The 14104-nt window shown below is 72.1% G+C and carries 6 protein-coding genes; all 6 read left to right on the top strand.

The features are described 5' to 3' along the window. The first annotated feature begins 63 nt into the window (after positions 1–63). Positions 64–1068: a hypothetical protein gene (locus tag SFY69_08595; protein MDX2132097.1), complete on the top strand. Its 1005-nt coding sequence runs from the start codon at positions 64–66 to the stop codon at positions 1066–1068. A gap of 49 nt (positions 1069–1117) precedes the next feature. Beyond that, positions 1118–2530: a type VI secretion system baseplate subunit TssK gene (gene tssK, locus SFY69_08590; GenBank protein ID MDX2132096.1), complete on the top strand. Its 1413-nt coding sequence runs from the start codon at positions 1118–1120 to the stop codon at positions 2528–2530. A gap of 56 nt (positions 2531–2586) precedes the next feature. Continuing rightward, entirely contained in the window at positions 2587–3279 is a 693-nt protein-coding gene (locus SFY69_08585) for a DotU family type IV/VI secretion system protein (GenBank protein ID MDX2132095.1), read from the top strand. Between the two features lie 69 nt (positions 3280–3348). After that, positions 3349–7938, top strand: coding sequence for a type VI secretion protein IcmF/TssM N-terminal domain-containing protein (locus SFY69_08580; protein MDX2132094.1), 4590 nt, complete (start codon positions 3349–3351; stop codon positions 7936–7938). A gap of 27 nt (positions 7939–7965) precedes the next feature. Continuing rightward, positions 7966–11820 (top strand): SUMF1/EgtB/PvdO family nonheme iron enzyme, encoded by a 3855-nt coding sequence (locus SFY69_08575; protein ID MDX2132093.1) that lies wholly within the window; start codon positions 7966–7968, stop codon positions 11818–11820. Positions 11821–11984: 164 nt separating this feature from the next. Then, positions 11985–14054 carry a ShlB/FhaC/HecB family hemolysin secretion/activation protein gene (locus SFY69_08570; GenBank protein ID MDX2132092.1) on the top strand — a complete coding sequence of 690 codons (2070 nt, stop codon included), beginning with the start codon at positions 11985–11987 and terminating at the stop codon, positions 14052–14054. Positions 14055–14104 lie beyond the last annotated feature (50 nt).

Below are 14104 nucleotides of genomic sequence, written 5' to 3'. Positions count from 1 at the left end.
CCGGTAAGATGGGACGGTTCGCGACGGGTTCCTCCGGCGCGGGGGATGCTGGAGGTGTGTGGCGTGATGGATTCACCCAACGAGCGGGGACGCCGGTTGCAGTCGCTGTCGCGCAAGCTGCGGGTGCTGCACGCGCAGCTCGCGGACCAGCCGGCGGACATGCGGGCCGAGCAGATCCGCGACCAGGTGCAGCAGGCGATCGCGTCGCTGCAGCCGGCGGAGCGCGAGCCGTTCCTGAAGGACCTGCTCGTCTCGTTCCCGACGTGGTCGGCGGGCGAAGCAGCCGCGGCCCCGGCGCCGGCCCCACGGGCCCCGGCGGCGCCGCAGGTGCCCGCTGATCCCAAGTCGCTCGCGGACCGGCTGGTGGAGATGGCGGGCACGATGACCGACGCCGAGAAGCGGGAGATCGCGCAGCGACTGCGCGGGGCGTTCCCGCTGCCCGGGCCGGTGCTGACGGCCCAGGGCGGGACGGGCGCGGGCACGGGCAGCAGCGGGCTGACGGCGGCGGCGGCGGCGGCGATGAGCGCGTCGCCGATGTTCAGCGGGAGCGGGAACGCGGCGGCGGAGCTGCGCAAGCAGACGGGGCTGCCGGCGGAGGCACCGCTGGACGGCAACCGGGTGACGGAGCTGGCGGCGATCCTGGCGGAGTTCACGCTGCGCCTGGAGCCGTGGGCGTGCTCGTACTGGCGGGACATGGCGCCGGACGCGAAGAACCAGGTGTTCCCGGCGCTGAAGACGGAGCTTCCCAAGTTCATGCTGGGCGACGAGAAGGTCCCGCGCGAGTCGGTGGCGAAGAGCGCGTACCGCCTGCGGAGCCTGATCTCGCTGCTGATGAAGGGCGTGACGGAGGGAGGCCGCGCGTACGCGCGCGAGCACCTGAGCGTGTTCTCGGTGGAGGCGATCGGGAAGGCGGCGGGGTCCGGGTCGCTGATGGAGAGCAAGGACGTCAAGAACTGGAAGCAGTACGTGCGCCAGATGGAGGGCGTGGACGCCCAGGCGATCGAGAAGAAGCTGAAGGCGATGATCGCGAAGGACGTGGACGCCGGGCTGAGCCAGGTGATCAAGTAGGTCCTGTCGAGTCGGGGAACGGGGCGGGGGCGCCCGAAGGGGACGATGCATGTCGAGCACGGGGCAGGTCCACTGGCACGAGGGGATGTTTCTCCAGCCGCACCATCTGCAGGCGATGCAGCGGGACCTGCTGGAGGCCGGGTGGCGTGAGCGTCGGCTGACGTGGGCGTTCCCGTACGGGGTGATCGAGCTGCGGGTGTCGAGCGACGCGCTCGAGAACATGCTGATCCGGATCGACCGGCTGCGGGCGGTGATGCCCAGCGGGCTGGAGATCGACGTGCCGGGGAACGCGGAGATCCCCGCGCTGGACATCAAGCGGGTGTTCCAGGCGTCGTCGGGCTCGTTCCTGGTGGGGCTGGGCGTCCCGCTCTGGCAGAACGGGCGGGCGAACACGGTCGAGGCGATGCTCTCGGGCGGCGGCGGGGCGGCGCGTCGCGCGGTGCAGGAAGAAGCCCGCGTGAAGCGGCTGTACCGGGTGTCGGAGGTGCAGCGGGCCGACGAGAACACGGGCGACAACACGCAGCCCATGATGGTGCGCCGCATCAACGCGCGCCTGGTCGTCGAGGGCGAGGACCTGACGGACCTGGAAGTGCTGCCCCTGCTGCGGATCATGCACGCGGCGGAGGAGCAGACGCTGCCCCGCCCGGACCCGCGGTTCATCCCGCCCTGCATGGTGCTGGGGGGCAACGCGACGCTGCGGAACATCGTGCGCGACCTGGGCGCGGGCGTGGAGGCCGCCCGCAAGGAACTGGTGAACCAGATGACCCGCGGCGGGTGGGTTCTGGAGAATCTGAAGGGCCCGCAGCTGATGCAGGTGCTGCGACTGCGGACGCTGAACCGGTTCTCGGCGATCCTGCCGGCGGCGGCCGCGGGGGGCATCGGCGGGTCGGGGTCGATGTCGCCCTACGACGTGTTCCTGATGCTGCGCGAGCTGCAGGGCGAGCTGGCGGCGTTGAGCCCGGACCGCGATCCGTTCGAGGCGCCCAAGTACGACCACGACAACCCGGGCACGATCTTCATGGAGCTGGACCGGCGGATCCGCCCGCTGCTGCGCGGCGACGTGCAGAAGCGGTTCGTGCAGGTGCCGTTCGTGAAGGACGGGCAGCACCTGGCGCTGAACCTGACGGACGAGCACCTGACGCAGCCGAACGGGTACTACCTGGGGATCAAGACGAAGCTGGACGCGACGAAGCTGGTGGCGCTGGTGGAGGACCAGGACCGGTTCAAGGTGATGCCCAAGAGCATGATCAAGCTGAACATCTTCGGGATGAAGCTGGCGTGGGAGCGGGTGCCGCCGATGGAGCTGCCCGGCGCGATCGACCTGCACTACTTCAAGCTGGACCTGGGGCAGAGCCAGAAGATGTGGGAGCGGGTGAACGGGGAGAAGGCGATGGCGGTGCGCTGGTCGGAGCTGGAGCCTCTGGACTACCAGGAGATCAGCCTGTACATGACGGTGCCGTAAGGGCGTGGGGCGTGGCGCGGGTGGGGTGGAGGCGGTGGACGCCGCGGGAGTGAAGGATGGCAACGCTGGTTGAGATCTGCGAGCCGCTGTTTCAGTACGTGTGCCGGCTGAACCGCCTGGGTCGCAAGGGCGGTCGGACGGACTACGGGATCGTGCGGTCGGAGCTGAAGGCGATCTTCGCGGACATGCGGACGAAGGCGGAGCAGACGCCCGGCCTGGCCGGGCCGTACGGCGAGGCCGAGCGGGTGCTGATCTTCTTTACGGACTCGATGATCCTGAACAGCCGCCTCCCGCCGGGGTGGAAGCCGATCAGCCACGAGCTGGGGGAGCTGGGGTTCGAGGAGAAGTTCTGGGATCTGCTGGACGACACGATGCGGGACCCGTCGGACTCGGCGACGCAGCGGCTGGCGGTGTACTACGTGTGCATCGGGCTGGGCTTCACGGGGCTGTACACGGGGCAGCCGGACTACATCCGCCGGAAGATGCTGGAGATCGCGGCCCGCATGCGGGGGATGATCGACGCGGACCAGTTGGCGCGGATCTGCCCGGACGCGTACGAGAACGTGGACACGCGGAACCTGACGCTGCCGCCGAACCGGAGCCTGATGAGCCTGGTGATCGTGCTGGTGGTGATGGTGGGGGTGCTGCTGGTGGCGTACGTGGAGCTGTTCCGCAACGCGAGCCGCGGGCTGCGCGACTCGCTGGAGGCGATCACGACGTCGGAGGTGCCGGAGCGTTCTGGATCGTGACGGGCGGGTTGGAGTCGGGCGGGTTCGTGACGGGCGTTGGCGTCGGGCTCGACGCCGAGGGAGGCAGGCATGCTGGGGCTGTTCGCGAATCTTCCCAGGCCGGTGCAGGCGCTGGTGCTGGTCGGCGGGCTGGTGGGGATCGGCTCGGGGGTGATGGCGTTCGTTCCCGGGGGGTTCCAGCGGCTGTTCATGTGGATCGCGATCGGCGTGGTTCTCGTCGTGATCCTGCTGCTGCTGTTCCGCGGGGTGCTGTGGCTGCGCAGCCGCTCGAAGAGCAAGCCGTTCGCCGAGGCGCTGGCGCGCGGCGGGCGTGGAACGGCGGACCCGGCGCAGAAGGCGCGGATGGACGACCTGCGCAAGAAGTTCGAGGACGGGGTGACGACGTTCAAGGCGGCGGGCAAGGACCTGTACAGCCTGCCGTGGTTCCTGCTCGCCGGCCCGCCCGGCTCGGGCAAGACCGAGGCGCTGCGCCACTGCAACGTGGGCTTCCCGCCGGGCCTGCAGGACCCGCTGCAGGGCGCGGGCGGGACGCTGAACATGCACTGGTGGTTCACGAACCACTCGGTGGTGCTCGACACCGCCGGTCGCATGTTCATGACCGAGGACGACCCGGAGTGGAAGTCGTTCATGAAGCTGCTGAAGACGGCCCGCCCGCGCTGCCCGATCAACGGGCTGCTGCTGGTGATCTCGTCGGAGAGCCTGCTGAAGGACTCGTCGGAGAAGATCGAGCAGACCGCCGGGGTCATCGCGCGCCAGCTCGACGTCATCCAGCGGACGCTGGACGTGCGCTTCCCCGTGAGCGTGATTGTCACGAAGTGCGACAAGATCGTGGGGTTCCGTGAGTTCTTCGAGACCATCACGCAGCCGGACGTGCAGCACCAGATCCTGGGGTGGAGCAACCCGGCGCAGCTCGACGAGAAGTTCGACCCCGCGAGCGTGGACAAGCACCTCGAGACGGTGCGTCAGCGGCTTATCCGCCGGCGGTTCGGGCTGCTGCAGAACCCGGTGCACACCGAGGACCCCAACGCCCGGCGGACCGACCAGGTGGACGAGCTGTTCGAGCTGCCCGACAACCTGGTGCGGATCGCCCCGCGCCTGCGCCGGTACCTGGAGATGATCTTCGTCGCGGGCGAGTGGAGCCCCAAGCCGCTGTTCCTGCGGGGCATCTACTTCACGAGCTCGATGCGCGAGGGCCAGGCGCTGGACGTGTCGCTGGCGCAGGCGCTGGGCATCGACGTGGATTCCATCCCCGGGGACAAGGAGTGGGACAAGGAGAAGTCGTACTTCCTGCGCGACGTCTTCATGGCCAAGGTCTTCCGCGAGAAGGGCCTGGTGACGCGCGCGGTGAACGTGAGCAAGTCGATCCGGCGTCAGCGGACGGCGCTCATCGCCACGAGCATGGCGGCGACGGTGATCCTGGGCGGGCTGGTCGCGCTGGGGGTGTTCACCTTCAAGAGCTCGCTGAAGGGGCCGGCGGATTTCTGGCGTGCGGCCCGCGTCGCGTTCCTGGGCGATGACCGCGAGGGGCTTGACCCGGTGGACCTGCGGCTCTTCGCGGACGGCCCCAACGGCGAGCCGGTCTTCCGCGGGACCGAGCGTCTGGACAGCGAGGTGCTGGACGAGGAGATCGACACGCCCGTGACGTTCCTGAAGCGGACGGCCGAGCGCGCGAACACGCCGGTGGAGACGCCGACGATCGCGAAGCCGGTGGGCGGGTTCCTGGGGTTCGGCGACAGCTTCCTGGAGCCGCAGCGGGCGGCGCACCGCCGGATCTTCGAGCACGCGGCGTTGGCGCCGCTGGTGGACCAGGCGCGGTCGAAACTGCAGAACGAGAAGACGTGGGGCCCGGAGGCGGTGGCGGCGCTGGCGGAGCTGGTGCGCCTGCAGACGTTCGCGCACGGGCAGACGCCCGACGTGGACGGGTCGCTGGCGGGCGCGATCAAGGGCGCGCTGGAGGACGGCGGGCGCGACACGCGCAAGAAGGCCGAGCCGCGGGCGGCGATCGACGCCGACGCGCTCGCGCGCTACGTGCTGGGCGGGGACGAAGCGGTGGGGACGGGGTACTTCAGCCGCGACTACCGCAACTCGCGCAACGAGCTCGCGCTGGCGGTGAGCCGCGCGTACCCGGACAGCACGTTCGGAGGCGACGGCCCGGCGGCGCTGCTGCAGGGCGACGAGGCGCGGTCGGTGCAGGTGGTGGACGACGCGGCGACGAACCTGGTGGAGAGCCTGGCGAACCCGGAGAGCGGGTCGGACACCGACATGGGGCGGCTGAACGCGCTGCTGACGGCGTTGCAGGCGTTCGACGCGGCGGAGAAGGACCTGCAGCAGTTCTCGTGGCTGCGGGCGCCGCGCGCGGGCGACGCGCCGGCCGACCCGACCACGGGCGAGGACTACGAGCGCTTCGCGGAAGGGGCGCGCGAGCGCCTGGCGAGCCTGAAGAAGGCGAAGGGGCAGGTGGACGAGGCGGCGGGGAAGCTCGGCGCATCGATCGACGACCCGATGGGGCTGTTCGCCAAGGCGCGGGCCGAGAGCATCGCGCGGGCGAAGTCGGCGGCGCAGCGCCTGATCGAGCAGTTGCCCACGAGCCCGAGCTCGATGGGCGAGGGGCTGATCGCGGACGCGGCGAAGAAGGCCGAGGCCGCCGACCCGCGCCGGCGCCTGCTGCGTGACCTGCGCGACCGGCTGACGGCGGCGCAGGCGACCATCGAGACGCAGCTGGGCGCCAAGCTGGACGCGAAGGAGTCGGAACTGCGGGGCGTGGCGCCGCTGGTGGCGATGGGGAACCGCGATCGCGAGGAACGGCGCGCGTACGAGGTGCGCTGGAGCATGGCCGACCGCGCCGGCAACTCGCTGGAGCAGGGCGTGCCCGAGGCGACGGCGGGGCGCGTGTCGCTGCTGGCGGCCGACCTGCGGTCGATCGACGATTCCTCGAAGTCTGACCTGGACGACATCGCGTCGTGGGGCGCGTGGGAAGCGCGGCGCGACGCGAAGCTCGACGCCGACCAGCGCCGCGCGCTCACGGACGGCGGGGTCGAGGCGCGGCGCGTGCACACGCGCATCGTGGAGCTGGCGGCGGCCAAGCGCCGCCAGGAGGCGGTGCTCGCGGCGATCGCGCGCTGGCCCCGCGACGACCGGGGTGTCGAGGCGCTGGTCAAGTCGCTGGCCGACGAGCGGGTGGGGACGGAGGACCCGGACCTGGCGCTGCGCCGGCTCAAGGCGCCCCCCGTGCCGATGACCCCGCTGGCCTCGGAGGAAGAGTTCCGGCGCGAGTACCACATCGACGCGGCGAAGCTGGTGATGCAGGACTACGCCGGGCTGCGGGCCCTGGTGCGCCCGGCGAACAACGCGAAGCCGACGCTGCTGGGGGCCAAGGAGATCGAAGAGCGTGCGGACTACCGCGCGATGGAGGGCGTGACCCGCCGCTACGCCGAGCGGTTCATCGAGTACTGGCGCAACGAGGCGCTGGGCACGGCGACCCCGAGCGTGCCGGCGTGGGCGGACTTTGCGGCGGCGCTGCCCCGGGTGAACATCATCGACCTGCGCGACACCCTGCGCGACCTGCGCACGAACGTGCAGCAGGCGTTCGACGCGACGCCTCCGATGTTGCGCCCGCCGACCTTCGACCGCACGAAGACCGAGACGCTGGACCAGTTCGCGGGCGTGGACAGCGACGCGTTCATGTCGGACCTGCGGTCGCAGCTGGACCGGTGGCGCCGCGTTGCGCAGCAGGCGGCGCCCGACGCGCGCCGCGACATCGTGGACGTGTGGATGAACGGGCAGGCGAGCAAGGAGTATTTCGCGGCGTTCCAGCCGGCGGGCCGCGGGATCAAGTGGTGGAACGACGCGCAGCTGCTGGGGCTCGAACTGCTGCGCAAGGCGACGGCGGGGGATGATCCGTTCGGGCTGATCGTCGCGACGGGCAAGGGCGTGCCCCTGGTCATCTGCCCGGACGCGACGCCCGACCTGACGCCCGACCAGGTGCGCCAGGTGGCGGACGCGGCGCGCCGGCTGGCGGTGCGCGGCACGGGCGGGGCGCTGCGTTCGCCGACGGCGGATTCGGCGCTGGACCAGGACGTGAACACCAAGCTGCGCCTGCTCTCCGGGCGCAGCGCCCTCGACGACAACCGCAAGATGCTGGAGTGGTTCGAGCGCGTGTCGGAGGTGGCGGACGCGGTGGGCAAGGAGAAGGCGTTCGGGGTGATGGTGCAGCACAGCCGCTCGCAGCCCCCGCCCGCGCGCGGGGGGGGCCCGGCGGCGGCGGACCAGTTCGGGTACGCGAAGCTGTTCGTGGGCGGGCAGGCGGTGGGCGAGGCGTTCAACCTTTCGCAGCCGCTGGACGCGGAGCGTGCGCGGCGTCTGCGGATCCCCGTGCCGCTGCCTGCGGGGCAGGGGGCGGAGATCCAGTTGTTCAAGGAAGACCCGGCAACGAACCCGAATGCGCAGCCGGCCTCGACCATCCCGATGCCGGGCGTGTGGAGCGTGCTGCGTTCCGGGCTGGTGGAGGGCGGGGAATACCGCGCGAACGACGGGGGCGGGTGGCGGGTGGTGGTGTCCAACGGCACGCACTACCTGTGGCTGGACGTGACGTTCGACCAGGACGCGCGTCTGCCGGCGCGCGATCGCTGGCCCACCTGGAGCGAGTGGCCCAAGCCGTAGTCGCGAGCAGGCTCGCCGGAGATGACGATGGGCAAGGACGGTCCGACGCGCGGAGATCAGGTGCACGTGGCGGCCTTCGGGAAGCACCCGGGGTGGGACGATCACATCGAGGAGATCGGCCTGGACTGCGCGCCCCTGGTGAACGCCAAGCGCGTGCTCTACACCGAGGGCATGTCCGGCAACATCGACGCCGGCGCGTGGGAGCGCCTGGCCGACGAGCAGCGCCTCGCGTCGTTCAAGCACCAGTTCTTCTGGCGCCTGCCCGAGGGGCTCATCGTCGGGCGGATGTGGTCGAGCCGCGACGGCAAAGGACGCACGAAGTACCCCATGATCGTGTGCGCGTTCGTCGAGGGGGCGCCCACGGCGTGGTCGATCGCGCAGATCCCCCGGCGCTTGGCGGCGGTGGAGTCCAAGTGCGTCGGCACGAACGCCGCGGAACTGGTGCGCCTGGCCATCGGCGAGGCGCGACGCGCGCTCGAGGATGAACTGGCGATCCTGCGCAGCGGGGGCGGCGGGCCCGCGCCCGCGGGCGACGACGCCGCCCTGTTGAAGCGACTGGTCGAGCACCCGGACCTGTCCGGGGGCGGCCCCGCGCAGGTGGGGCTGACGCGCGTGCTGTACGAGATCGAGCGCGAGATGGGGGCGTACCGCTCGAGCACGGGCACGACCCGCATGAGCCGCACGAGCGCGGACAACGCCGGCGCGCAGCACCTGCGCGTGCCTCGGTGCCTGGCGGAGGGGGGCGAGGCGGCCCGCGCCTGGCTGACGCTGCTGCACCAGGAAGTGTCGGACTACGCGCCGGTGCTCGTGCTCGAGCCGGCGGGCGAGACGTTCATTGATCTCGTGGTGGGGATGCCCAGCCCCGCGCAGCTCTTCTGCGTGCGGGCCGCCCCCAAGGGGCTGGCGCTCACGACCGACGTCCCGTACTCGATCGACGCGGGGTTCAGCGCGCAGGCGGCGGGGCGGGTGAACGAGTGGCGGGCGGGGCGGGTGCGGACGACCCAGAAGGCGCCCAGCGCGCCGGCGACGGGTGGCGACGGGGGCGGCAAGAAGAAGTGGCCCCTGTACGCCGGCATCGGCGCGGGCGCGGTCGTGCTCATCGTGCTGCTGCTGGTCCTGACATCGGGCGGATCGAACAAGGAGGCGGAATCGGGCGACGCGCCGGCGAGGGCGCGCGAGCCGAGCGAGACCGAGCCGCGGGCATCGACGCCCGCGCCGAAGGCGGGGCCGAGCGAGACGACCCCGGCGCCGGCGAGCGACGGGGACGGTGATCGAGCGGGTGCAACGCCCGCGCGAGCCCCGGCGAGCGGATCGCCGGCGAACGGGCCGGCCGCGAGCGGTGCGCCGGGCGCACCGCGGGTGGTGGCCGAGGCGTCGCCGACGTACCCGGAGGGCGACCCGCGTGCGGGATGGTCGTTCGTGGAGTGGGTGAACGCGGCCGGAGAATCGATCGCGACGCTGGAGCGCGAGGCCCGCGACGCGGGCGAGACGCCCAACCCCGAGTTCCGCCAGCGGCTGGAGCGCGCGGTCGAGCGCGAGTCGAAGTTCATCCGCACGGCGAACGTCACGCCGACCACGCGCGCGAGCGTGGTCCGCGACATGGCGTCGGTCGAGCGCGAGGTCAAGGAGGTCGCGGCGGGGGTCGATGCGGCCCTGGCACGCCTGCACGCGCGGGCCCGCGAGGACCTGGCGGCGCGGGCGGCGAAGGCGAGCGTGACGACGGAGGCCATGCGGGCGGCGTGGGTGCGGGGCGTCGCGCGGATCGATCTGTCGAAGGGGCGCAAGGCCGCGTTCGACCAGGTTGAGTCGCTCGAGCGGGCGATCGTGCAGGCGGAGCGTGACGTGCTGGGCGTCGCGTTCGAGACCCCGGCGCTGGACGAGGCGAACACGGGCGCGCTCGAGGCGCAGGCGACGGCGCGGCGTGACGCGGCGCTCGTGACGGCGGCGGACGGGGTGATCGCCGGCGAGCCGGCCCGGGCCGAGGGCGTCGTCCGCGAGCTGCGTGCCTGGGGCGATGCCCGGCGGGACGTGCTGGACAAGGCGGCGGCGTCGGAGCGCGCGCTGGCGCTGGGTGCCGCGAGCGACGAGCGCATCGCGGAAGCGGCGTCGCCCGCCGAGTTGCTGCGAGCGATGCGGCAGTCGAGCGTCTGGAAGGACGTGGGCGTGGCCCTGGCGCCGCTGGAAGCGAGGATCGAGGCGCTCGCGAAGATCGAGTCGTCGGGCGACGCGCCGATGCTGGTGCGGACGATCCGCGAGGCGGGCGCCGACCAGGCCCGGGTGCGCGCGTCCGAGGCCCTGGGCGCGTGGCGGGCGCTGGAAAAGGCGGGCTGGCCCGCGTCGAAGGAGGATCTGCGCGAGGCGGGAGCGCTCCGCGCGGGCGAGGTCGAGGGCGTGGTCTCGCGCATCGCGGATGCGGCGCGGCGCGAGCGTGCCCGGGCGGGCGCGACGCAGACGGCCCGCGCCATGTGGAAGGCGTGGATGGGAGGGCACGCGACGGACGAGGCCGGCGTGCGCGACGGCATCGACACGAGATCGGCGATGGGCGTGACAGACGAGGACGTGGCGTCGCTCCCCTCCTTTGTGCGGTTCAACATCGCCCGGCACAGGCTGGAAGAGGCGGTTGCGAAGGCGGCGGCGCAGTCCGGCGCGGCGCGCGACGCGGCCCAGCGTGCCGCGATGGACGCGTTCGTGAAGGACGTGGAGGCGCTGGACGTGTCGAAGAGCGGGCCTGCGGCGGGGCTGCTGGCGGCGGTGAAGCCGCTGCGCGAGAAGGGCGCCCAGCTCGATCTGAGCGCGCTGGGCCCGGGCGGGGCGGGGTGGAAGTTGAGCCGCGCAGAGGGCGACGGGGTGACGTTCGAGTGGCAGCACCAAGGCCGCACCCACCGGCAGGAGTTCCGCCGGGTGGAGGCCGATGCCGGCGAGGACGTGGGGTTCGTGTCGACGACGGAGATGTCGGTGGGGTTGTTCGCGGATCTGGTGAGCGCGGCGGGGAAGTGGGAGTTGCTGCGCGGGGCGGGCGGGGCCGCCGGGTGGCTGCCGTCGTCGGAGGTGGGCGGGGTTGATCCGCGCCGGGGTCCGCGTGCGTGGGTGTGGAGTGGGGAGACGATCCAGCCGGCGGCGGCGGGTACGGGCGACACCTCGATGGGGTGGATCGGCGTCTCGGCGAAGATGAGCGGCAAGGCGTACTACCCCGAGGGGCTGGCGGTCGAGGCGCCGACGGCGCAGTCGCCGATGCAGCAGGTGCCGGTGAAGGCGGCGGTGCTCGCGGCACGCCTGGCGGGATGTCGCCTGCCGACGCCCGCGGAGTGGGCTGGGGCGGCGGGCGAGTCGGGAGCGGCGGGCGGGACAGAGAACCGGCGCGACGCGACCTGGCGCCGCCAGTTCGAGTTCGTGAAGTCGCTGGACGCGGCGAACGACCCGGAGTATCCATCGGCGGGCGTGTTCCGCCAGACGCGGGTGCAGCCCGGCGCGGACGGTGAACCGGCGGTGGCGACGGATGACGGCGTGCTATGGTTCGCCCCGGTTGACGGGGGTACGCCGTCCGCGGGCGGGTTCCGGCACGTGGTGGGGAACGTGGCGGAGTTCGTGCTCGACGGCGAGGCGTCGGCCCAGCTCGTGGCGCCGACCCGCGAGGCGATCGAAGGGCTCATCGGCAAGAACGGCGCGAACGTGCGCGTGATGGGCGCGTCGGCGCTGTCTCCGGCGGAGATCGCGCCCGAGTCGGCGGAGCGGGTTCGGGCGGTGCAGGTCAACGTGGCCTTCAGCGACGTGGGGTTCCGCCTGGCGTTCTCGGCGCCGCGGGCGGCGGGCGCGGCGGGTGCGGGCGACCGCCTTCGGGCGGCGTTGGCGGAGTTCGGGTACATGGGCGGGGAGGCAAAGTAGCGGGGCCTCCGCGATTCGGCCGACAATGGCGGCGACTTGACGGTGCGGCCCGTGGCGGTTTAGTGTGGACGGTTCGGGCCGGGCGGGAAGCGAAGCGCAAGATCACGGCGCGCGCAGGTCGTGGTATCCGAGCGATCCGACCCGGGGCATACGAAAGGTGGGCGATGAACGACGCGAACTTGTGGGAGGGTCGCCGGGCGGTTCGGGCACTGCGCCGTCGCTGGGCGCTGACCTGCGCGGGCACGTGCTGCGTGACGCTGGCGGCGTTCGGGCAGGCGGGCGATCCGCCGCCCATCGACATCAACGCTGTCCAGCCGGGCGCGGATGAGCGCGCCCCCGGCACGCCGCCGCCAACCCCCGCCGATGCGCCCGCTGGCGCCGAGGCCCCGGAAGAGATCGACGACGGGGCGGCGTACCCGGTCAGCCGGTTCGTGCTCGAGTACAAGTCCGACCATCCGCAGCACCCCGCGCTGGAAGAGGTTGCGCGGGCGGTGGTGAAGCTCGGCGTCACCCCGGAGGGGTATGTGCGCTGGCGGGAGGGCCTGCCGAGCGTCGAGATGCACGTCGACGAGGTGCACGAGGGCGCCGGGGCGATGTTCCGGCGCAGCGCGATCGACGCCGTCGCCCTGGCGATCGTCGAAGAGCTCGCCGGGCGCGGTCTGATCGCGGTGGTGATCGACGTGCACCCGGAGGACGCGGACTGGGACAAGGACGTGGACAAGCGCGCGGGCGCCCGCAGCGAGTTCCGCCTGATCGTCGCGACCTTCAAGATCGGGCAGGTGCGAACCCTGGCCTCGGGCGAGCGCCTGCGCGAGGCGATCGAGGCGGACCCGGCGGCCCGGGTGGACAACCCCGACGCCGTGCAGCTCCGGGTGCGGACGCAGTCTCCGCTGCAGAAGGACGACCTGCTCGACAAGGACGTGCTGGACAACTACGTCGCCCGCCTGAACCGGCACCCGGGGCGGCGGGTCGACATCGCGCTCTCGCCGGGCGGCGACGGCGACAAGGTCGTGCTGGACTACCTGGTGTCCGAGGGCAAGCCCTGGTCCATCTACGCGCAGCTGAGCAACACGGGCACGGAGTCGACCTCGGAGTGGCGCCAGCGCTTCGGGTTCATCCATAACCAGCTCACCGGCTCGGACGACATCCTGCGCGTCGACTACACGACCGCGGGGTTCGACGCCTCGCACGCGGCGCTCGTGAGCTACGACTTCCCGGTGCTGTCCGACGTCGTGCGGGTGCGCACGTACGGCTCGTACACCGAGTTCACCGCGTCCGACGTCGGCGCCCAGGGCCTGGACTTCAACGGGCGCACCTGGACGGTGGGGGGCGAGATCGTCGGCACCGTGTGGCAGCGCCGGGCGTCCTTCATCGACGCGTACGCGGGCGTGCGCTGGAAGTCGGAGCAGGTCGACACGCCGAGCTCGTCGGTGCCGGGGGACGAGAACTTCCTGATCCCGTACATCGGCGTGCGGTACGAGCGGTTCACCGAGCAGGCCTCGAGCGTGCTCGACCTGGGACTGGAGGCGCAGTGGGAGGCCCTGTCGGGGCTGGACCCGGAGAACCTGCAGGACCTCGGGCGGCCGGACGTGAGCGACTCGTGGGAGTTGCTCAAGTTCGCCATGGAGCACTCGTTCTACCTCGAGCCGCTGATCAACCCGCGCGGGTATCGGGGGGATCCGAGCGCCGAGGGCCCGCGGACGCTGGCGCACGAGTTGTCCCTGTCGGTGCGCGGGCAGTACGCGTTCGGGTACCGGGTGGTGGCGAGCGAGCAGGACGTGGCGGGCGGGTTGTACACGGTCCGCGGGTACCCCGAGTCGGTGGTGGCGGGCGATTCGATCGTGGTGGGGTCGCTGGAGTACCGGCTGCACGTCCCGCGGGCGCTGGGCGTGTCGAACGAGTCGGGCCGCCTCGCGGGTCGCGAGGTCGGGCTGTTCGGGCCGGATTTCCGCTGGCAGCCGCAGCAGGACTTCGGGCAGGCGGACTGGGACTTCATCGTGCGGGGCTTCGTGGACGCGGCCCGGACGCGGAACAACCCGGCGGAGAACACGACCGAGCAGGACGACACGCTGGTGGGCGTCGGCCTGGGCGCGGAGTTGCAGTGGCGGCGGAACGTGACGCTGCGGATGGACTGGGGCGTCGCGCTGACGGACGTGGAATCGACGACGGACGGCGAGTTCCTGACGGAGGCGGGCGACAACCGGTTCCACTTCCTGCTGTCGGTGCTGTACTAGGCACGCGGCGGGGTGACCGGGCGGGATGGACGGTCGGGGTGCGTTGGTCG

The organism is Planctomycetota bacterium, from assembly GCA_033763975.1.
GTDB lineage: Bacteria > Planctomycetota > Phycisphaerae > Phycisphaerales > UBA1924 > RI-211.
Note: the sequence above shows the minus strand (reverse complement) of the source record. Positions and strands in the feature narration are given on the sequence as shown.

What these genes read in the sequence shown, in the direction of transcription:
- tssK (MDX2132096.1), top strand. Translation starts at nt 1,118, where the DNA reads ATGTCGAGCACGGGGCAGGTCCACTGGCACGAGGGGATGTTTCTCCAG.
- SFY69_08585 (MDX2132095.1), top strand. Translation starts at nt 2,587, where the DNA reads ATGGCAACGCTGGTTGAGATCTGCGAGCCGCTGTTTCAGTACGTGTGC.
- SFY69_08580 (MDX2132094.1), top strand. Translation starts at nt 3,349, where the DNA reads ATGCTGGGGCTGTTCGCGAATCTTCCCAGGCCGGTGCAGGCGCTGGTG.
- SFY69_08575 (MDX2132093.1), top strand. Translation starts at nt 7,966, where the DNA reads ATGGGCAAGGACGGTCCGACGCGCGGAGATCAGGTGCACGTGGCGGCC.
- SFY69_08570 (MDX2132092.1), top strand. Translation starts at nt 11,985, where the DNA reads ATGAACGACGCGAACTTGTGGGAGGGTCGCCGGGCGGTTCGGGCACTG.